This window comes from Embleya sp. NPDC056575, assembly GCF_042793325.1.
Taxonomy (GTDB): Bacteria; Actinomycetota; Actinomycetes; order Streptomycetales; family Streptomycetaceae; genus Embleya.
On sequence record NZ_JBHTVA010000022.1, the window covers coordinates 24,830 to 47,238 of the forward strand.

Genomic DNA, 22,409 nt, shown 5'->3' on the forward strand with positions numbered 1-22,409 from the left:
CGTTCGGCCGACACCGGTGGATGTGCGCCGGTCCCGGGCGCCGTCCCGCCTGCCCGGCTCCGCGGCCGGGCGCGCCTCCACGGTGCGGGTGCGGCCGGCGAGCGGCGGTAGTTGCATGGACGACGGCCGATGATCCGACACCCAGGAGGTTGTCATGCACATCCTGCGAGCAGTGGAAAGCAAGGACACCCGCTGGTGGCACGCCGTCGCGCACTTCCGCACCGCCGCGTGCGGGGTCGGACTGCCGGACCACACCACCGCGGCGGTCGACGACGCCCTGTCCGACCTGCTGTGCCCCGCGTGCATGTCGGCCATCGGCGGCAAGTCCGCCATCACGGCAGGTGAGCGCCCCACCCCCGACATCGCCCCCACCGAATGACGACCCCGACACCGCCGGAACGGGCCCGACCGGCGACCGAACAACCACGCCCGGCCCGCGAAACCCGTGACGCGGTAGATTTCCCGTACATTTCCACGTCCGGATCGCGAGAACAGGTCGAGCAATGCCGGAGTTCGCCGACTTCGAGACCTCCGAGGGCGGGTCCCGGCAACCACGCGCCATGCCGATATCGGTGCGCCGTGCGACCGTGGCCGACGTCGAGCGATGCGCCGTCCTGACCCGGCGGCACGCGGGAGACGGCGCCGGCGTGGTCGACTTCGAGGCCCTCGTTCGCGGATGGTTGCGGCAGTCCACCGGGTGCTTTCTGGTCGCGATCGGCGCCGATCACGGCGTGGTCGGGTACGGGCGCGTGGTCCGGCTGGACGCCGCGACCGCGCCGACCGGCTACTACCTGGCGGGCGTCGTGGTCGATCCCGACGCCCGCCGCCTCGGGGTGGGAACGAGTCTGACCCAATCCCGTCTGGACTGGATCGAAGCCCACGCCCCCGAGGCCCGGTACTTCTGCAACGCGCGGAACCGCGTCTCCATCGCACTGCACGCCCGCATGGGATTCCACGAGGAGACCCGAGACTTCGAGATCCCCGGGGTCACCTTCGAGGGTGGCGCGGGCATCCTGTTCCGCAAGGTGTTGCGAGACCGCGCGTAGCCGGCCGACGCATACCTCGCGACCGCCGTCGGTGGTCAGGCCCGCCGGTGGTGATGCCGGTGGTGGTGCAGCTTTCGGGTGAGGGCCGTCGCCACGAGGATCGCGACGAGGATTCGGGCCGAGGGGTCGTCGACGACCAGGCACAGAACGACGACCAGTAGGGCGGCCAAGGCGTACTTGTGGCCGCCTCGATGCCGCCCGGGAACGTGGTGGGACGACCGAGCCGGGTGTCGGGAGTCGGTGCGGCCCGGACGTTCGTCCCGTCGGCGGGTGGCCCGGGACGGCGGCGCGGGAGTTTGCCGCAACGCAGGCAAGTCCGCCGTCGCCAGGGACAGTTGGGTGGTCGTGGCGGCGGTGAGCACGTCGCTCAGGCGGGCGTCCAGGGTCTCCTTGTCCAGCGTGCCGAGGGCATAGTGCACGGCGAGCAGGTCCGCCGCGGCGTCGCGGTCGTCCTCGCGGACCGCGACGCCGATGTCGTACGTCATCGGGTGGCTCCCGTGCCGGTGGTGTCCGAGTACATGGCAACTCCTTTACGAATGGCGTTCGTTGCAACGAACGACGTTCCTTCATCTGCCAGTGTTCGGGTCAACTACGCTGATCGCAACCCTCGATCGACGCAGGACGGGCATCACATGGCGAAAACGTCGCGGACCGCGCCTCCCACCGACGGCGACCGGCAACCGGAATCCACCGGCGCGGACGTACCGGACCTGCCCGCGCCCCCGTGGCGGCGGCGTCGAGCGGGGCCGGTACGACCGCCGCTGAGCCGGGACTCGATCGTCGCCGCCGCGCTGACCGTGCTCGACGCCGGCGGGCTGGAGGCGGTGAGCATGCGCCGGGTCGCGGAACAATTGCAGACCGGGCCGGCGTCGTTGTACGTCCACGTGTCGGGCAAGGAGGAGTTGCTCGAACTGGTCCTGGACCACGTGCTCGGCGAGGTGCGGATCCCGACGCCGGACCCCGCCCGCTGGCAGGAGCAACTCAGGGAGGTCGTGCTGGACTTCCGCCGCGTCCTGGCCTCGCACCGCGACCTGGGCCGCGCGGCGCTGGCCGCGATCCCGTCGGGGCCCAACGCCCTGCGGATCAGCGAGGGGCTGCTGGCCGTCATGCGCGGCGGCGGCGTGCCGGAGCAGGCGAGCGCGTGGGTGCTGGACGTGCTTCAGCTCTACATATCGGCCGACGTGTTCGAGGCGGCGCTGTACCTGTCGCGCGCCGAGGAGGGCGAGAATCCGATGGCGATGGCGCAGGCGTATCTCGGCGAGGTGATCGCCGCGCTACCGCCGGAACGTTTCCCGACGCTGGTCGCGCTTTTGCCGCACCTGATCAGCGGGGACCGCGAGGCCAGGATCGAATTCGGTCTCGACATCTTCATCCGGGGCCTGGCGGGCATTCCCCGACCGTGACCGGCACTTCCTCGCCCCACCGGCCACACGACGAGCACCCCGGCCCCGACACCCCACATGCGACGCGTGGCCGGAGGCCGGGGTGGGGCCTGGGGGCGTGAGGGGTTGGCGTGAAGTGGGCAGGGGTCGCACGGCGGGAAGGTGGGGTCGGGGATCGCGGATCGTGGCGATTAGGTTGGGGATCGTTCTGTTCTCCGCCGGGGCCCGTGCCGGTGCCGGCCTGTTCACTGCGACGAGCGGAGTTCGGCGTGAGTGCCACATCCCCGCCTGCCAATGCCTCCTCCGATCGGCTCGTCGAGGCGCTTCGGGCGGCTCTGACGCAGAACGAACGGCTGCGCGCGCACAACGCGGAACTGACCGCCGCCGCCGGCGAGCCGATCGCGATCGTCGGGATGGGCTGCCGCCTGCCCGGGTCGGTGTCCTCTCCCCGGGATCTGTGGCGGGTGCTCGTCGACGGCGTCGACACCATCAGCGATCCGCCCGATGATCGCGGCTGGGAACGGCAGTTGCTCGACTTCGCCGCGGCCGGGCTCGGCATCGGCCCACACCTCCAGGGCGGATTCCTCGACCGCGCGGACCTCTTCGACGCCTCCGTCTTCGGCATCTCGCCCCGCGAGGCGCTGGCGATGGACCCCCAGCAACGACTGCTCCTGGAGACCTCCTGGGAGGTCCTGGAGAACGCCGGCATCGTGCCGGCCTCGCTCAAGCACAGCTCCACCGGCGTCTTCGTGGGCGCCACGGTCAGCAACTACGGCAACGGCGTCGCCGAGGTGCCCGAGGGCGTGGCCACCTACCTGCTCAGCGGCGCGTCCAGCAGCGTGCTCTCGGGCCGGCTCTCCTACGTCTACGGCCTGGAGGGCCCGGCGGTCACGGTGGACACCGCCTGCTCGTCCTCGCTCGTCGCACTGCACCTGGCGGTTCGGGCGCTGCGCTCCGGCGAATGTTCGCTGGCCCTGGCCGGCGGGGTGACCGTGATGGCCTCCCCCGCCATCTTCCACGGCTTCGGCGACCAGGCCCTGCTCGCCCCGAACAACCGCTGCAAACCCTTCGCCGCCGCGGCCGACGGGACCACGTGGGCCGAGGGCGCGGGCCTGTTGCTGGTGGAGCGACTGTCGGACGCCCGCCGCAACGGCCGCCGGGTGCTGGCCGTGCTGCGCGGTTCGGCGGTCAACCAGGACGGCGCGTCGAACGGACTGACCGCGCCCAACGGCCCGTCCCAGCAGCGGGTGATCCAAGCCGCCCTCGCCGACGCCGGACTGACGCCCGATCAGATCGACCTCGTCGAGGCGCACGGCACCGGAACCGCACTGGGCGACCCGATCGAGGCACAGGCCCTGCTGGCCACCTACGGGCAGGGACGCGATCCGCGACGGCCGTTGTGGCTCGGGTCGGTCAAGTCCAACATCGGACACGCCCAGGGCGCGGCGGGGGTCGCCGGGGTGATCAAGGCCGTTCTGGCGCTGCGCCACGGGCAGGTGCCGCGCACCCTGCACATCGACGCGCCCTCGCCGCACATCGACTGGTCGGCCGGCGACGTCCGGCTCGCCGACGAGGCCCACCCGTGGCCGCACACCGACCGGCCGCGCCGCGCCGCGGTCTCCTCGTTCGGGGTCAGCGGCACCAACGCGCACGTCGTGCTCGAACAGGCCGACCCCGCCGACGATCCGCCGCCGGCCGTACCCCGCGAGCGGCGGCCCGACGGTCCGCTGAACAGCGGACCGGTGCCGTGGTTGTTGTCGGCGGCCACCCCGCAGGCGCTGCGGGCACGCGCGGGGGAACTGGCCGCGTGGTGCGCGCGTGATCCCCGGCCGGACCCCGTCGCGGTCGGCGCCGCACTGGCGCGTCGTCGGGCCGCCTTCGAGCACCGGGCGGTGGTCCTGGTCGACGACCTCGACCGGGCCTTCGAGCCGCTGCGCGCGCTCGAATCCGGCGCCGCGTCACCGCTGTCGGTCGAGGGGGCGGCCACCGTCCGCGGCAAGGTGGTCTTCGTCTTCCCCGGACAGGGCTCCCAGTGGACCGGGATGGCGACCCGGCTGCGCACCGAATGCCCGCCGTTCGCCGCCCACTTGGCCGCGTGCGAGGAAGCCCTGGCACCGTGGCTGGACCGGCCGCTCGGTCGGATCCTGGACGACGAGGCCGCGCTCGCCCGGGTCGACCTCGTGCAGCCGGCGCTGTGGGCGGTCATGGTCTCCCTCGCCCGGTTGTGGCAGGACCACGGTGTGCGGCCGGCCGCCGTGCTCGGCCACTCCCAGGGGGAGATCGCCGCGGCCTGCGTCGCCGGCGCGCTGTCCCTGGCCGACGGCGCCAAGGTCGTCGCACTGCGCAGCCGGGCCGTGGCCGCGTTGTCCGGTCGCGGCGCGATGGCCTCGGTCGCCCTGTCCGCCGACGAGGTCCTGGCCCGAATCGCCGGCACCGGTGGCGAACTGTCCCTCGCCGCCCACAACGGCCCCCGCTCCACCGTGGTTTCCGGCCTGCCGGACCGGGTCGACGCCTTCGTCCGGGCCTGCGAGGCCGACGGTGTGCGGGTGCGCCGCATCGCGGCCGACTACGCCTCGCACTCGCCCCAGGTCGAGGCCGTGCGCGAGCAACTGACGGCCGAACTCGCGGACATCGCGCCCGGTGACGGCGAGGTGCCGATGTGGTCCACCGTCACCGGCGACTGGATCGACACCACACACCTGAACGCCGACTACTGGTACCGCAATCTGCGCCGGCCCGTGTTGCTGGAGCAGGGTGTGCGAGCACTGCTCCGACAACACGGGCACGGTGTGTTCATCGAGATGGGGCCGCATCCGGTGCTCACGGCGGCCGTCGAGGAGTGCGTCGAGAGCACCGAGGCGGATGCCGTCGCCGTCGCGACGCTGCGCCGCGACGACGATTCCCTGCTGCGGTTTCGTGCCTCGTTGGCCGAGGCGGCGGTGCGCGGCACACGGGTCGACCTCGGTCCGCTGTTCGCCGAGATCGACACGGCCGACGTGGAGTTGCCCACCTACCCGTTCCAGGGAACCCGCTACTGGCTGCTGCCGGGCGGCCCGGCCGGCGAGCCGGCCGCACTCGGACTGGAGGCCGCCGAGCACCCGATCCTCGGTGCCGTGCTGGAGTCGGCCGAGCGCGACGAGGTCGTCCTGACCGGCGCCGTCGACGCCCTCGACCCGTGTGTGCGACCCGATCCGCGCGGCATCCCCACGCTCGGCGCGGGGACGTTGGCGGAGTTGGCGGTGCGCGCCGCCGACGAAGTGCGCGGCGCGGTGGCGGCGTTGACCCTGGACCGCCCGTTGGTGGTGTCCCCGACGGGGGCCACCCGGATCCAGGTGACCGTCGCCGCCCGTACGCTCACCGTGCACGCCCGCCACCCCGACGTCGGGGACGGCCGCTGGGTCCGGTACGCCGGCGCCGCCCTCGCCGAACCGGCGCGGCCTCCGGCTGCGGCGGAGCACGAGTGGCCGCCGCGCGACGCCGACGCGCTCGTACCGCCCGACCGGGAGGGCGTGTCCGACGCGGCGGTGATCCGCGGGTTGTGGCGGCGCGGGGACGAGGTGTTCGCCGAGGTGGCGCTCGACGTCGACGCCCGCGAGGTACGGGGCTACCGCATCCATCCCGCGCTGTTCGACGCCGCGCTCCGGGCCTGGCGGCTCGCCCGACCGACCCCGGACGACGGCGGCGGCGGCCGCGACCTGCTGCCCACCTCGCTCGGGCGGGTCGTCGTACACGCCGTCGGTGCCGACACCGCCCGTGTCCGCCTTCGTCCCGGCGCCGACGGTACGGTCACCGCGGCGTTCGCCGACGCCGCCGGGCAACCCCTCGCCGACCTCGGCCCGGTGGCCTTCGAACGAGTCGCCACGGCCGACCCGGCCACGTCGCTCCCGCCCGACCTGCTGTTCGGCGTCGAGTGGGTCCCGGTGGTCGCGGTGCCGGACGACGCACCGACGGTGTGGGCGCTGCTCACCGAAGACCCCCACCACGTCCGCCTGTCGGCCGGCGCGCGCACCGCCGGCGCCGAGGTTCGAGTGCACCGCGACCTGGGAGAGCTGAGCGCCGCCGTCGCCGCGGGCGCCCCCGTCCCGGATGTCGTCGTCGTCCCGATCCCGACCGGCGACGACGGACCCGAGGCCACCACCCGCGCCGTCCTGGCGACCGTGCAGGCGTTCCTGCGCGACGACCGACTCGCCGACAGCCGGCTGGTGTTGCTCACCCGAAGCGCGGTCGCCGTACACGCGGGCGAGATCCCGGACCCGGACCTCGCGCCCCTGTGGGGACTCGTCGGCTCGGCCGCCGCGGAGCACCCCGGACGCCTGCTGCTGCTCGACGACGACGCGACCACCGACGCCGACCCCGCCGCCGCGCTCTCCGCCGATCCGCTCCGCACCGCCCTGGCCGTCGACGAACCCCGGCTGGTCGTCCGCGACGGCACGCTTCGCGTACCCCGGCTCGGTCGGGCCACCACGGCGCCCGCGCCCGAACACACCCCGCTCGACCCGAACGGCACCGTGTTGATCACCGGGGGCACCGGCACCCTCGGCGGACTCGTGGCCCGCCACCTGGTGACCCGACACGGCATCCGGCGCCTGGCCCTGCTCAGCCGACGCGGCCCCACCGCCCCCGGTGCCGACGAACTGGCCGCAGAATTGCGCGAGTTCGGTGCCCACGTCACCATCACCGCGTGCGATGCCGCGGACCGGGACGCACTCGCCGCCGTCCTGGCCGCCATCCCCGCCGAGCATCCCCTCACCGCCGTCGTGCACACCGCGGCGGCCGTCGACGACACCGTCGTGGACGCGCTGACCCCCGAGCGCCTGGCCGCCGTCTTCCGCCCCAAGGTGGACGCGGCCGTGCACCTCGACGAACTCACCCGCGACGCGCCCCTGGCCGCGTTCGTGCTCTACTCTTCGGCCGCCGGCGTGCTCGGCACCCCCGGGCAGGCCAACTACGCCGCCGCCAACACCTTCCTGGACGCCCTGGCCGCCCGCCGCCGCGCGCACGGCCTGCCCGCCACCTCGCTGGCCTGGGGCCCGTGGGCGGAGCTGAGCGAGTTGACCCGCCGCATGTCGAGTGCCGACCGGGAGCGCATGGCCGACGCCGGGGTCCTGGCCCTGTCGACGGCGGAGGGCATGGCCGTCGTCGACGCCGCGCTGGGCAGCGACACCGCGCTGTTCGTACCGCTGCGCATCGACCTGGACACCTTCGCGCGCCGACTCGCCGGCAGCGCCCCGCCGCCGCTGTACCGCGGCCTGATCCGCGCCCCGCTGCGCCGTGCCGTCGGCGCGGGCACGGGCGTGGGCGACGGCGCGGACCTCGCCGCCCGACTGGCCGCCGAACCGCCCGCCGAGCGCACCCGGATCCTGCTCGACCTCGTCCGCGCCCAGGCCGCCGCCGTCCTCGGCTACCCCGACGGCGACGCGGTCGGCCCGGGGCGGCCCTTCCGCGAACTGGGCTTCGACTCGCTCAACGCCGTCGACCTGCGCAACCGGCTGGCCGCCGGCACCGGACTGCGCCTGCCGGTCGGCCTGATCTACGACCACCCCACACCCGGCGCCGTCGCCCGACACCTGCGCGCCCGACTCACCGGGGATACGGACGAACCCGCCCCGATCGGCGCCGCGCGCCGTCGCGCCGAGCCGGTCGGCGAGGACGATCCGGTGGTCGTCGTCGGGATGAGCTGCCGACTCCCCGGCGGCATCGAATCACCGGAAGCGCTCTGGGAGTTGTTGGCGGCCGGCGGCGACGCGATCGGGCCCGCCCCAAACGACCGCGGCTGGAATCGGGGCCGGTTCGCCGCCCTGATCGACACCATGCCCGGCGTCGGCCTGCTGCCCGAGGGCGGGTTCATCACCGGCGCCTCGGGCTTCGACCCGGCGTTCTTCGACATCGGGCCGGACGAGGCGCTGGTGATCGACCCCCAGCAGCGGTTGTTGTTGGAACTGGCGTGGGAGGCGTGGGAGCGCGCGGGACAGGACCCCCGCCGGGTGGACGCCGGCCGCGTCGGCGCCTACCTGGGCACCTTCTACCAGAACTATGTCTTCGACCCGGGGGCGGTTCCGCCGGCGAGCCTGCCCTACGTGTCCTCCGGCTCCGGCCCGACGTTCGCCTGCGCCCGGGTGGCCTACACGTTCGGTCTGGAGGGGCCCACGCTCACCGTCGACACCGGTTGTTCGTCCTCCGGTGTCGCCCTGCACCTGGCCTGCCAGGCGCTGCGGCGCGGCGAGTGCGACTCCGCGCTGGTCGGCGGGGTGACCGTGCTGGCCTTCCCGGCCGCCTTCGACAACCTCGGCGGCATCGCGCCCGACGGCCGGTGCAAGTCGTTCTCGGCCGCCGCCGACGGCACCGGGTGGGGCGAGGGCGCCGGCGTACTGATCGTCGAACGCCGCTCCGAGGCCCGGCGCCGCGGGCACCCGGAACTCGCGGTGATCCGCGGCTCGGCGCTGAACCACAACGGCGCCGGCAACGGGCTGACCGCGCCACACGGCCCGTCGCAGAGCCGGGTGATGCGACTGGCGCTCGCCGAGGCCGGATTGGGCCCGGCCGACATCGACGTGGTCGAGGCGCACGGCACCGGAACCCCGCTCGGCGACGCCGTCGAGGCCGAGGCGATCATCGACGCGTACGGCCGGCACCGTCCCGCCGACCGGCCCCTGTGGGTGGGCAGCGTCAAGGCGAACATCGGCCACCCCCACGCCGCGTCGGGGGTGGTCGGCGTGATCAAGACGATCCTGGCGATGCGGCACGGCGTCATACCGGAGGCGTTGCACGCCGCCGAGCCGCTGCCCGACGTCGATTGGGAGCACAGCGGCATCGCCCTGCCCCATCGGGCGATGCCGTGGCCGGAGACCGGACGGCCGCGCCGCGCCGGGGTGTCCTCGTTCGGCGGCAACGGCACCAAGGTGCACTTCATCCTGGAGCAGCCGCCCGAGGAGTCCACCACGCCGGTACACGAGGCCGGATCGTCCTCGCCGCCGTGCCTGCTGTCGGCCCGCACCGCACCCGCGCTCGCCGCACAGGCCCGCCGGCTGCGCGAGCACCTGGCGGCCGGCCCGGACACCGTCACCGCGGCCGAAGTGGCCCGGGCGCTGGCCACCACCCGCACCGTGTTCGAGCAGCGCGCCGCGATCCCGGTGACGGAGCGGGCCGAACTCCTGGACGCCCTGGCCGCGTTGGCCGCCGGCAGCGCGCATCCGGCCGTGGTCACCGGCCGGGCCGCCGGCGACGACGCCCGCCTGGTGGCGCTGCTGCCCGGCGCAGAGGAGCGCTCGGCCGCCGCCGAGGCCGAGTTCTACGCGGCGTTCCCGGCCTACGCGCACGCCTGGGACGAGGCCGCCCACGCCCTCGCCCCCCACCTGGATCAACCGCTGCCCACACCGGGCAAGGACGCCGAACCGCACGCCGGCGCGGCCGCGTTCGCGGCACATGTCGCCGCGTACCGGCTCCTGGAGGGCCTGGGGCTGCGCCCGGACGCCATCGCCGGGCGCGGCGCGGGCCGGCTCGCCGCCGCCCATCTCGGCGGCATCCTGACCCTGCGTCAGGCCGCCGCCGTGGCCGTCCGGGGCAGCGCCGACCCGAACGACCGCGCGGTCGCGCCACCGCGCGTTCCGGTCCTGGCGGCGGGCGGCGGCGCGCGGATCGACGCCGCCGCGCTGCTCGCCGGTGCCTCGGGCGAGGGGTCCGACGCGACGACCGGAACACTCGACACCGACCTCGTCGTGGTGCTCGGCGCTCCCGGCCGCGACCGACCGGGCACGGTGCACCTGTTGTCGGACACACTGCCCGCCCCTCGCGCGGTGGCGCTGGCGGTGGCCAGGCTGTACACGGCCGGCGCCGCCCCGGACCCCGCCACGCTGTTCCGGGACGTACCCGCCCGCCGCGTCGACCTGCCGACCTACCCATTCCAACGCGAGCCGTACTGGCTCGGCGCATCCCACTGACGCCGCCCGTACGCCCCCCGACCCACTGCGCCCACGCCCGTCGACAGCCGCCGCCGCCGCTCGTCCGGGTCGGTCTCGTTGTCAGAGTTCGTCGAGGCCGTCGAGGGCGAGGCGTACGAGGTCGTCGGCGTCCATCCGCGCGATCGATGCCACCGCCTCCTCGGTGCGGTCGTGGGCGGGCGGGCCGCCGACGCGCGATGTTGCGGGCGCCCCCGGGCCGGGAGGCGGCGGCCCGGCCGGTTCCGGAGCCAGATCCGCCAGCAGCCGACGCGCCAGGTCGACGGACGTGGGGTAGTCGAAGACCAGCGTCGCGGGCAGCCGCAGTCCGGTGTCGGCGGTGAGGCGGTTGCGCAGTTCCACGGCGGTGACCGACTCGAAGCCGAGGTCGCGGAAGGCCCGGTCCGGATCCACCGCGCCCGCCGACCCGTGGCCCAGGACCGCGGCGACCTGCGCGCGGATCAGGTCGACGAGGACGTCCTCGCGGTCCGCCGCGGACAGTCCGGACAACCGCCGCCCGAGCGAGGGCCCCGAGCCCGTCGCGTCGTCCACCGCCACCCGCCGAGCCGGCGCCCGGGCGGGGCCGCGCGGCACATCCGCGCCGATCGCCCGCTCGACCCGGACCCGGCGCAGTTCGACGGATTCGGCGCGCAACACCGGAGCACCCATGGCGTCGGCCACCAGCACGGTGACCGCGTCCGCGCCGCGAGGCACGAGCCGCACACGCAGCCGCCGCGCTCCCGAGGCGTGCAGCGAGACGCCGCGCCAGGTCCACGGCAGCAGGACCCCGTCGTGCGCGTCACCCGAGTCGGTCCGGTCGTACGGCCGGAGCGCGAGGTCGAGCAGCACCGGATGCAGGCCGTAGCGCCCGGCCTCGGCGCGCTCCCGCTCCCCCAGCGCGACCTCCGCGTACACCTCCTCGCCCACCCGCCAGACCTGCTCCAGGCCCTGGAAGCCGGGCCCGTACGCCCGGCCGTCGGCCCGAGCCCGGTCCCGGACGGCATCGGTGTCCGCCGCGACCGCGTCGGCCGGCGGCCAGGTGGTGAGGTCGAAGTCCGCGGCGGCAACCCGCGGATCGAGTACGGCGGTGGCGTTGCGCCGCCAACCCCCGTCATCCGCGGCCTCGTCGCCCACCGGGCGCGAGTGCACGGTGAGTTCGCGACGGCCCGTCTCGTCCGGTGGGCCCACCACGACCTGCAGCCGCACTCCACCCGTCGGCGGCAGGATCGCCGGTGCGTCGAGGTCGAGTTCGTCGACGCGGCCACAGCCCACCTCGTCGCCCGCCCGGATCGCCAGCTCCACCAGGGCCGTCGCGGGCAACACGGCGGTGTCGCCGACGGCGTGTTCCGCGGCCCAGGGGTGCGTACGCGCCGAGATCGACCCGGTCAGCACCGATCGGCCGAGGTCGGACAACGTGGTGCCGGCGCGCAGCAGCGGATGGTCGACGGGGGCGAGCCCGGCCTCGTCCGCGCCGGTCCGGCCGCCGCCGGACTCCAGCCAGTAGTGCCGGTGTCGGAACGCGTACGTCGGCAGCGGCACCCGCCGGCCGAAGTCGGCGCCCAGGACCGCGCTCCACGCGACCGGCAGCCCGTGCACGTGGGCCTCGGCGAGCGAGCCGAGGAATCGGGCCACGTCCGATCGGCCGTAGCGCAGTGTGCCGAGCACGACCGCGGTGCGGTCCGTTTCGTCCAGCATCTGCTCGATGCCCGGGACCAGCAGGGGATTCGGACTGATCTCGATGAAGGCGGTGTGTCCGGCGTCGACCAGGTTGCGTACGGTCTCCTCGAAGCGCACGGTCTGCCGCAGGTTGCGGTACCAGTAGTCGGCGTCGAGTTCGCCGGCGTCGTGTCGGCCGGCGGTGACCGTCGAATAGAACGGGATGCGGGCCGGGCGCGGTTCGATCCCGGTGAGGGCGTCGACCAACCCGTCGCGGATCTCCTCCACCTGGGGGCTGTGCGAGGCGTAGGTGGTGGGAATGCGCCAGTGGCGGATGCCCTCGGCCGCGTATTCCGCCGAGAGTTCGTCGAGGGCGGCGGTGTCGCCGGAGACCCCGGTGGAGACGGGGCCGTTGAGCACGGCGATCGACAACCGGCCGGGCCACCGTCCCAACCGTGTGGCGACCCGGGCGGCGGGTTCACCGACGGAGAGCACGCCGCCGCGGCCGGCCAGTGCCACGACGGTTCTGCTGCGCAGGGCGACGATCTTCGCGGAGTCGGCCAGGGTCAGGGCGCCCGCGATGTAGGCGGCGGCGATCTCCCCCTGCGAGTGGCCGACCACGGCGGCGGGTTCGACACCGCAGGCGCGCCACAGTTCGGCCAGGGCGATCATCACCGCCCACAACACCACCGGCAGTACGTCGATGCGGGTCAACCACGCCTGTGCGGTGTCGGCATCGGCGCGCAACCACTCTTCGAGGGAGCAGTCCACATACGGGGCGAGGGCCTGCTGACACGCCGCGATCTGTGCGGCGAACACCGGTGCGTGGTCGAGCAGTTCGACCGCCATCCGAACCCACTCGGAGCCCTGGCCGGGGAAGACGAACACGACGCGTTCGCCGTATCGGGCCTGGCCCCGGGTCACCGCGGCGGTCGGGGTGCCGGCGGCGAGGCCCGCCAGCGCCTTCCGGAGTCGGTCGCGGTCGTCGACCCGGACCACGGCGCGGTGGTCCAGAGCGGATCGGGTGACGTGCAGGGAGTGGGCCAGGTCGGGCAGCCCGGCGTCCCGGCCGGCGTCGGTGTCCAGGTGGGCGGCCAGGCGCGCGGCCTGGGCCCGCAGGCCCTCGGGGTTGTCCGCGGACAGGACGAACGGCAGCACGGCGGGGTCGGTCAACACCGGTGCGGCGGGCTCCCCTTCCCCGTCGGGGACCGGGGCCGCCTCGGGGGCCTGTTCGAGGATCAGATGCGCGTTGGTACCGCTGATCCCGAAGGACGACACGCCGGCGCGGCGCGGTGTTCCGTCGCCGGGCCAACTCCTGGCCTCGGCGAGTACTTCGACGGCGCCCGCGGTCCAGTCGACGTGCGGAGTCGGCGCATCCACGTGCAACGTACCGGGCAGCACGCCGTGGCGCATCGCCATCACCATCTTGATGACCCCGGCGGCGCCCGCGGCGGCGGCGGTGTGCCCGATGTTGGATTTCACCGAGCCGATCCACAGCGGCCGTTCGGGGTCCCGGCCGCCGCCGTACGTGGCGATCAGCGCCCGGGCCTCGATCGGGTCGCCGAGCCGGGTGCCGGTACCGTGCGCCTCCACCGCGTCGATGTCTGCGGGGGCCAGGCCCGCGTTCGCCAACGCCGCCTCGATCACCCGTCGTTGCGCGGGGCCGTTGGGGGCGGTGAGGCCGTTGCTCGCGCCGTCCTGGTTGACCGCGCTGCCGCGCACCACGGCCAGTACCGGGTGCCCCTTGCGGCGCGCGTCGCTCAGCCGCTCGACCAGGAGCATCCCGACCCCTTCGGCCCACCCGGTGCCGTCGGCCGCGGCGGCGAAGGACTTGCATCGGCCGTCGGCGGACAACACGCCCTGCCGGCTGAACTCGACGAAGACGGCCGGGTTCACGATCACGCTCGCCCCGCCCGCGAGCGCCATCGTGCACTCGCCGCCGCGCAGCGCCCGCACGGCGAGGTGCAGCGCCACCAGCGCGGACGAACACGCGGTGTCCACGGTCACCGACGGACCTTCGAGGCCGAGCACGTAGGACACCCGGCCCGACATCGCGCTGCCCACCCCGCCGGTGAGCGCGTATCCCTCGACCCCGTCGGGCAGGCGCTCGACCCCGAAGCCGTAGCCGCTGGGCGTGCCGCCGACGAAGACTCCGGTCGAACTGCCCTTCAGGGCACGCCGATCGATCCCGGCCCGTTCGCACGCCTCCCACGAGGTCTCCAGGAGCAGCCGCTGCTGCGGGTCCATGACCAGCGCCTCGTGCGGCGAGATCCCGAAGAAGCCGGCATCGAACTCGCCCGCTCCGGACAGGAATCCGCCCTCGCGCGTATAGCTGGTGCCCCGGTGTCCGGGATCGGGGTGGTAAAGCTCGTCCACGGCCCAGCCACGATCGTTCGGGAAGCCGCTCACCGCGTCCACGCCATCGGCGACCAGCCGCCACAGGTCCTCGGGCGAGCGCACGCCGCCGGGGTAGCGGCAGGCCATGCCGATCACGGCGATCGGCTCGGGTGGCCGCTCCAACTCGGCGATCCGGGCGCGGGCCCGCTGTAGATCGACGGTCGCGCGCTTGAGGTAGTCCCGAAGTCGGTCTTCGCCGCCGCTCATCAGTGGTCACCTTTCGGGGTCTGCCCGGGGGTTTCGAGATGGTCGTCGAGCAGCGCGAACAGTTCGTCGTCGGATGCGGCCTCGACTCGGGCTCCGTCGGGGGTCGCGGTGTCGTCCCGGTCGAGGGCGCCGAGCCGTTCGGCGAAGCGGCGCATGCGCAGTACGACGCGGGCCCGGACCTGCGGGTCCTCGTCGGCAACCCGGCCGAACGCGGCTTCCAGGCCGTCGAGTTGGGCCAGCACCGGGGTGAGCACCGATGCGTCGCCGTCGGTCAGCGCGGCCCGCAGTCGGGCGGCCAGGTCGACGGGTGTCGGGTGGTCGAACACCAGCGTGCTCGGCAGTTCGACGCCGGTCGCCCGACCGAGCCGGTCGCGCAGGTCGACGGCGGTCAGCGAATCGAAGCCCAGGTCGCCGAACGCCTGGTCGGCCCGGATCCGCCCGGCCGAGGTGTGGCCCAGGACGGCCGCGACCTGGCCGCGTACGAGGTCGAGCAGGATCGTCTGGCTTTCCGCCGGTCCCGCCGCGGCCAGCCGCCCGATCAGGCCGGGGTCCGCCGCGCCGGCGCCGGCGCCCGGTGCCGCGAGCGCGGCGTCGACCTCGGGCAGGCCGCGGAGCAGCGGGCTCGGGCGCGAGGACGTGAAACTCGCGGCGAAGGCGGGCCAATCGACGTCGGCGACGACCACGTCGGCGTCGCCGCGGCCCACCGCACGGGCCATCGCGGCCACCGCGGCCCGCGGGTCCATCGCGCGCAGGCCGAGCCGGGCGAGCCGGTCCCCGTCGGCGTGCTCGACCATGCCGCCTCCGGCCCACGGGCCCCAGGCGATCGACGTGGCGACCAGGCCGCGGGCGCGCCGGTCCCGGGCCAGCGCGTCGAGGTGTGCGTTGGCGGCCGCGTAGACGCCCTGACCGCCGCTGCCCCAGATGCCGGCGATCGACGAGAAGAGCACGAACGCCGCCAGTGGGCGCTCGCCCAGCACGGCGTCCAGGTGGGCGGCGCCGGCGGCCTTGCCCGCGATGACGCGCGCCGCCTCGACCGGATCGGTGTCCGCGATCGGCGCGGCCTGGGCCACCCCGGCGGCGTGTACCACCGCGCTCAGCGGCGGCCCGTCGGCGTCGACGCGCTCGACCAGACGCTCCACCGCGTGCCGGTCGGCCGTGTCACAACTCTCGACCAGTACGGCGACGCCGAGGCCGGACAGTTCGGCCGCGAGGTCTTTCGCCCCGGGGGCCCGCGCACCCCGACGCGCGGCCAGGACCACCCGCTCCGCGCCCGCGCCCGCCGCCCAGCGCGCCACGTGCGCGCCGAGGCCGCCGGTACCGCCGGTGATCAGTACGGTGCCGGTGGGCTGCCAGGGCCGGTCGGCGGTCCCGGTGGAGTCGGGCGCGCGGACCAGGCGGCGTACGTGGACGCCGTCGGCGCGGATCGCCACCTGGTCCTCGGCACCCTGTGCGAGCACGTCGGCGAGCCGGGACCGGACGTCGGCGGCGTCGGCCTCCTCCGTGACGGTGTCGACCGTGGGCCGCGTGCCGTCGGGGAGATCCACGAGACCACCCCAGAGGCCGGGCAGTTCGAGCGCGGCGGTGCGGCCGAATCCCCAGATCCCGGCCTGGTCGGCAGCGCCGAGCGGGTCGCCCTCCGCGACGGATACCGCGCCGGAGGTCAGGCACCACAATCTGCCTCCGGGACGGGTGTCGGCGAACGCCCGGACGAGGGCGAGGGTGGCCGCCAGGCCGTGGGACAGTCCCGGCAGGTCGGCGGGTTCGCCCGGCAGGTCGGACAGCAGCGAGAGCACACCGTCGAGCGGGCCGAGGCGGCGCAGGTGCCCGGCGAGCACGCCGCGATCGCACTCCGTCGCGTCGACCCGAAGCCGGGTCACGGCGGCACCGCGCCCTTCGAGCGCTTGCACGCAGGTGTCCGTGTACGGGCTCGTCGGATGGCTCACCACGAGCCAGGTGCCGATCGGTTCGGCGTCGGATCGTTCGGTCCACGCGGTCCATTCGGCGCGGTACCGCCACCTGTCCGGGTCGCCGGTCGTGCGCGCGTCGGGCAGTGGGTCGAGCCAGTAGCGCTGTCGCTGGAACGGGTAGGTGGGCAGGTCGACCGCCGAGCCGCGCCCGGTGAGCGAGGCGGACCAGTCGACGGGTGTCCCGTATGCGTGCAGCGCACCCAGGGCGGCGGTGAACGTGGCCCGTTCCGGCCGGTCCCGGCGCAGCAGCGCGACGGAGGGCGTCTCGGCGGTCGGTGTATCGGCGGTCGGCGTCTCGGCGGTCGGCGTCCGGACGGCCGGGCCGAGGCATTCGCGGGCCATCGCGGTGGACGTCCCGTCGGGCCCGACGTCGACCAGTACAAGATCGCCCGAAGCCCGCACCGACGCGACGCAGTCGGCGAAGCGGACCGGCTCGCGTACCTGATGCAGCCAGTAGTCCGGGCTCGCCAACTCGCCGTCGCCGGCGACGGCGCCGGTGAGGTTGGACAACATCGGAATCCGCGGGTCGGCGTAGGAGACACCCGCCAGCACGGCACGGAATTCGGCCTGCATCGGCTCCATCCGCGCCGAGTGGAACGCGTGGCCGACCCGCAGCCTCCTGGTCCGTCGACCCTGCTCCGCGAAGCGAGCGGAGACCGCCAGTACGGCGTCCTCGTCCCCCGAAACCACTACGGACACAGGCCCGTTGACGGCGGCCACACACGCCGTGCCCCGCCCGTCCAAGGCGCTGCGAACCTCGTCCTCCGTCGCCTGCACCGCGACCATCGCCCCACCCGCCGGCAGCGCCTGCATCAACCGCCCACGCGCCGCGACGACGGTCGCCGCGTCCGCGAGCGACCACACGCCCGCCACGTGTGCGGCGGCCAACTCCCCGATCGAGTGCCCGAGCAGGAACTCCGGCCGCACGCCGAACGATTCGACCAGTCGAAACAGCGCGCACTCCACCGCGAACAACCCCGCCTGGGCGAACACCGTCTCGTCCAGGAGCCCTTCGGTGCCCTCCGTCCCGAAGACCACGTCCCGCACCGAATGCGCCACGTGCCCGGCCAACCGGTCGTCCAACGCGGACACGACCTCGTCGAAGGCCGCCGCGAACACCGGATGGACGGCGTGCAGTTCACGCCCCATCCCGACCCGCTGACCGCCCTGGCCGCCGAAGAGGAACACCGGTCGGCGGTCCGCCCGTGCGAGGCCGACGGTCACGGTGCCGATCGGGTCTCCCGCCGCGAGGGCGGCAAGGCCGGCCAGCAACTCGGCCCGGTCCGCGGCCGTCACCACCGCCCGGTGCTCCAGTGCGGCACGGCTGCCGGCCAGCGCGGCGGCGAGGTCGGCCGGGGCGAACTCCGCTCCTTCGGCGGTGAGATGCGCGTGCAGCCGTTCGGCCTGGGCGGCGAGCGCCCGCAGTGTCGCGGCCGAGAGCAGGTACGGCAGTACGCCCGGATCGGCCCGCCCCTCGACGCACGGCGGCTCGGGCGGGCGGTATTCGAGCACGGTGTGCGCGTTCGTCCCGCTGATCCCGAACGACGACACCGCGGCCCGACGCGGCCGGCCCGTCTCCGGCCACGGACGCGCCTGGGTCGACAACTCCACCGTGCCGGCCGACCAGTCCACATGCGGCGTCGGCGCATCGACGTGCAGCGTCTTCGGCATCACGCCGTGCCGCATCGCCAACACCATCTTGATCACTCCGGCCACACCCGCGGCGGCGGCGGTGTGCCCGATGTTGGACTTGAGCGCGCCCAGCCGGACCGGCTCGTCCGCGTGGTGTTCCCGGCCGTAGGTGGCGATCAGGGCCTGGGCCTCGATCGGGTCGCCGAGGGCGGTGCCGGTGCCGTGTGCCTCGACGGCGTCCACGTCCCGCGCGGTCAGTCGGGCACTCGCCAACGCCTGCCGGATCACCCGTTGTTGCGCCGGTCCGTTGGGCGCGGTCAGGCCGTTGCTCGCGCCGTCCTGGTTGACGGCCGAGCCGAGGATGGTCGCCAGGACGCGGTGGCCGTTGCGGCGCGCGTCGGACAGTCGTTCGACGAGCAGCATGCCGATGCCTTCGGACCAGCCGGTACCGTCGGCGGCGGCGGCGAACGGCTTGCACCGGCCGTCGGCGGCGAGCACCCGCTGCCGGCTGAACTCCACGAACGCCGCGGGGTTGGCGTACACCGTGACACCGCCGGCCAGCGCCATGGAGCATTCGCCGCCACGCAGCGCCTGCCCGGCCAGGTGCAGCGCGACCAGCGAGGACGAACAGGCCGTGTCGACCGTGATCGCCGGTCCCTCCAGGCCGAAGGTGTAGGCGAGACGGCCGGAGGCGACGCTCGCGGCGTTCCCGGTGCCGAGGTAGCCGCCGAGTTCGTCGGGGACGCGCATTCCGGTCGGGTAGCCGATGTCGACGGCGCCGACGAACACGCCTGTGTCGGAGCCGCGCAGGGTGGCGGGATCGATCCCGGCCCGTTCGAACACCTCCCACGAGGTCTCCAGGAGGAGGCGCTGTTGCGGGTCCATCGCCAACGCCTCGCGCGGCGAGATGCCGAAGAAGCCCGCGTCGAAGTCGGTCGCGTGCTCGACGAAGCCGCCCGAGCGCACGTAGCTGGTGCCGGGGTGGTCGGGATCGGGGTGGTAGAGCCCGTCGAGCGGCCATCCGCGGTCGGTGGGGAAGTCGGTCAGTGCGTCGCGGCCGTCGGCCAGCATGCGCCACAGGTCCTCGGGCGAGCCTACGCCGCCCGGAAAGCGGCAGGCCATGCCGACGATGGCCAGCGGTTCGTGGTCGACGCGGGCCGGGGCCGGTGCCGAACGCGTCGGGAACTCGTCTTCCGGAGCAAGCAGTTCGGTGCGCAGGTGTCGGGCGAGTGCGACGACCGTCGGGTGGTCGAAGACCAGGGTGGCGGGCAGCTGCCGGCCGATGTGTGCGGCCAGGCGGTTGCGCAGGTCGAGGGCGATGACGGAATCGACGCCGAGGCTCTTGAACGGGCTGTCCGGGTCGACGGCTTCGGCGCTGTCGTAGCCGAGGGCCGCCGCGGCCTGGACTCGAACCAGCCGGGTCAGCGCACGTTCGCGCGCCGGCGCGTCGAGGGCGAGCAGTTCGCGAACGAAGCGGTCGACGTCCCGATCACCGTCCTCCGTCGTGGAGTTGCCCCGAACCGGCGCGCCGCCGTCGATGCCGGCCGGCCCGGCGTCGAGGCGCGCGGGTCGGGCGCCGAGCAGCGGATGTCCGCCGCCGGCCTCCCCGCCACCGACGATCGCCGGCCAAAAGCGCCGACGCCGGAACGCGTAGGTCGGCAGATCCACCCGGCGCGGCGGCACCGCCCACCCGTCGAACAGATGCCGCCAGTCGACGCCGAGCCCGTGCACGTGCGCGGCGGCCAGGGCCTCGGCGAAGCCGCCGGAACCGTCCGCCCGGCGCGGCAGCGTCGCCGGCACGACCGCCGGCACCTCGGCGGCGGCGATCGTATCGGCCGACGCGGTGGTGAGGACCGGGTGGACGCCGATCTCGATGAAGACGTCGTGCCCCTCCACCAACAGGCCGCCGACGACGTCGAAGCGCCCCTGCCGCCGCAGGTTCCCGCACCAGTGGTCGGCGTCGAGCACGGCGGTGTCCGCCGGTGTGCCGGTCGTCGAGGAGTGGAACGGCACGGTGGCCGGCATCGGCGCGAGGTCGGCCAGATCCCGCGTCAGCCGGGCGCGGATCGCCTCCACGTGGGGCGCGTTCGGGGTGTGGTCCGACACCGCGCCCGCGACCGTGCGGCCGGTGCCGGCCAGTTCGTGCAGGGCCCGCCCGCGCAGGGCGGCCACCTTGGCGCCGTCCGCCAGGGTCAGGCCGCCCGCGACGCAGGCCGCGGCGATCTCGCCGGGGCCGTGGCCCACCACGGCGGCGGGTCGCACGCCGTGCGCCTGCCAGAGCCGGGCGAGCGCGACCGCCACGGCCCACGACAGGGGCTCGGCGACGTCGACCCGTGTCGGCGCCCGCTCGTCCGCCGCGCGCAACAGCTCGGCGATCGACCAGTCGACCCAGGGGTCGAGCGCGCTTTGACACTCGGCGATGGTCGCGGCGAACTCCGGGCTCGTGTCGAGCAGTTCGCGAAACGGGTCGGTGCGGTACGACGGGCCGTGACCCGGGAAGACGAAGACCGGCCGCGGGTCCCGTGCGGCCATGGCCACCGTCCCCTCGCCGGCGGCCAGGGCCCGTAGCCGTGTGGCGAAGCCGTCGAGGTCGGCGGCGGTGAGCGCGGCGCGGCAGGCCAGTGCCGTCCTGGTGGTGGCCAGCGAGTAGGCGACATCGTCGGGCACGAGGTCGGGCTCGGCGGCGACCCGGGCCGCCAGTCGTTCCGCCTGTGCGCGCAGCCCCTGCTCGTCGCGCGCCGACAACACCCAGGGCGCCGGCGGCCGGCTCACGACCGCGATCCGCTCCGACTCGAACTCTGGTTCGTCCGGAGCCTGTTCGACGACGACGTGCGCGTTGGTGCCGCTGATCCCGAAGGACGAGACCCCGGCCCGGCGCGGCCGTTCCCCGGTGTCGGGCCACGGCCGCGCCTCGGTCAGCAGGCGTACGGTGCCGGCCGACCAGTCCACGTGCGGCGTCGGCTCGTCCGCGTGCAGTGTTTTGGGCAGCACGCCGTGGCGCAGCGCCATGACCGTCTTGATCACGCCCGCGACTCCGGCGGCGGACTGGGTGTGGCCCACGTTGGACTTGAGGGAGCCGAGCCACAGGGGTTGCCGGGGGTCGCGGCCCGACCCGTAGCCGGCCAGCAGGGCCCGCGCCTCGATCGGGTCGCCGAGAGGGGTGCCGGTGGCGCTCGCCTCGATCGCGTCGATGTCGTCCGGGGTGAGCCGGGCGTCGGCCAACGCCTGCCGGATCACCCGGCGTTGCGCGGGGCCGTTGGGCGTGGTCAGGCCGCTGCCGGCGCCGTCCTGGTTGACCGCACTGCCGCGCACCACGGCCAGTACCCGCCGGCCGGCGCGGCGCGCGTCGGAGAGCCGTTCCAGCAGGAGCAGTCCGGCGCCCTCGGACCAGCCGGTGCCGTCGGCGCCGGCGCCGAAGGCCTTGCATCGGCCGTCCGGTGCCATGCCGTGCTGCCGACCGTGCGCGCCGAACACGCCCATGTGCGGCATCACCGTGACCCCGCCGGCCAGCGCCATCGTGCATTCGCCGCCGCGCAGCGCCCGGACGGCGAGGTGCAGGGCGACCAGCGAGGACGAGCACGCGGTGTCGACGGTGACGGCGGGGCCCTCGAGTCCGTACACGAAGGCGAGGCGGCCGGACAGGACGCTGATGATCGTCCCCGTGGCCAGGTGGTCGCCGACGCCGTCGGGCACCTCCCCCAGGTCGCTGCCGTAGCCGGTCCAGCCGCCGCCGACGAAGACGCCGGTACGGCTGCCGCGCACGGCGGCGCGGTCCAGGCCGGCGCGTTCGAACAACTCCCAGCCCACTTCGAGCAGGACGCGCTGCTGCGGGTCCATCGCCAGGGCCTCGCGCGGCGAGATGCCGAAGAACTCGGGGTCGAAGTCGGCCACACGGTCGAGGAATCCGCCCTGTCGCACCCGGCTCCCGGCGACGGCGTCGAGCCCGTCCACGTCCCAGCCGCGATCGGTCGGCAGCGGTCCGATCGCGTCGCGCCCCTCGGCCACCAGGCGCCACAGGTCCTCGGGCGAGGCCACCCCACCCGGGAAGCGGCAGGCCATCGCGACGATCGCGACGGGCTCCGTGTCCCGCTCCTCGACGCGACGCAACTGCGCGCGTGCGTCGTGCAGTTCTGCGGCCACGCGCTTGAGGTAGCCGACCAGCTTGTGGTTGTCCGGCGGGTCGCGGTC

6 protein-coding genes and 1 pseudogene are annotated in these 22,409 nt (G+C 74.6%); 4 read left to right on the top strand and 3 right to left on the bottom strand.

All coding sequences use genetic code 11. From position 1 onward, the window contains the following. The first annotated feature begins 154 nt into the window (after window positions 1-154). Together ACFRCG_RS19060 and ACFRCG_RS19065 are read left to right on the top strand one after the other, a co-directional pair. Entirely contained in the window at window positions 155-379 is a 225-nt protein-coding gene (locus tag ACFRCG_RS19060; RefSeq protein WP_380032907.1) for a hypothetical protein, read from the top strand. Window positions 380-503: 124 nt separating this feature from the next. Next, complete coding sequence (locus ACFRCG_RS19065) at window positions 504-1,046, top strand: GNAT family N-acetyltransferase (RefSeq protein WP_380032909.1); 543 nt, start codon at window positions 504-506, stop codon at window positions 1,044-1,046. 35 nt (window positions 1,047-1,081) lie between these two features. Here the strand turns inward: ACFRCG_RS19065 and ACFRCG_RS19070 are convergent, their stop codons facing one another. Beyond that, complete coding sequence (locus ACFRCG_RS19070) at window positions 1,082-1,531, bottom strand: DUF1707 domain-containing protein (RefSeq protein ID WP_380032911.1); 450 nt, start codon at window positions 1,529-1,531, stop codon at window positions 1,082-1,084. Window positions 1,532-1,678: 147 nt separating this feature from the next. Between ACFRCG_RS19070 and ACFRCG_RS19075 the strand changes: the two genes are divergently transcribed. Then, a complete protein-coding gene (locus ACFRCG_RS19075; protein WP_380032913.1) occupies window positions 1,679-2,449 on the top strand; it encodes a TetR/AcrR family transcriptional regulator in 771 nt (256 codons plus the stop codon). 290 nt (window positions 2,450-2,739) lie between these two features. Further along, window positions 2,740-10,365 (top strand): annotated as a pseudogene (locus ACFRCG_RS19080) (SDR family NAD(P)-dependent oxidoreductase); the annotation flags it as partial. 81 nt (window positions 10,366-10,446) lie between these two features. Here ACFRCG_RS19080 and ACFRCG_RS19085 read toward each other — a convergent pair. Next, on the bottom strand, window positions 10,447-14,622 hold the full coding sequence (locus ACFRCG_RS19085; RefSeq protein ID WP_380032915.1) for a type I polyketide synthase: 4,176 nt from the start codon (window positions 14,620-14,622) through the stop codon (window positions 10,447-10,449). After that, on the bottom strand, window positions 14,622-22,361 hold the full coding sequence (locus ACFRCG_RS19090) for an SDR family NAD(P)-dependent oxidoreductase (RefSeq protein WP_380033026.1): 7,740 nt from the start codon (window positions 22,359-22,361) through the stop codon (window positions 14,622-14,624). Before ACFRCG_RS19090 ends, ACFRCG_RS19085 begins: the two co-directional genes overlap by 1 nt. Between the last annotated feature and the right edge of the window lie 48 nt (window positions 22,362-22,409).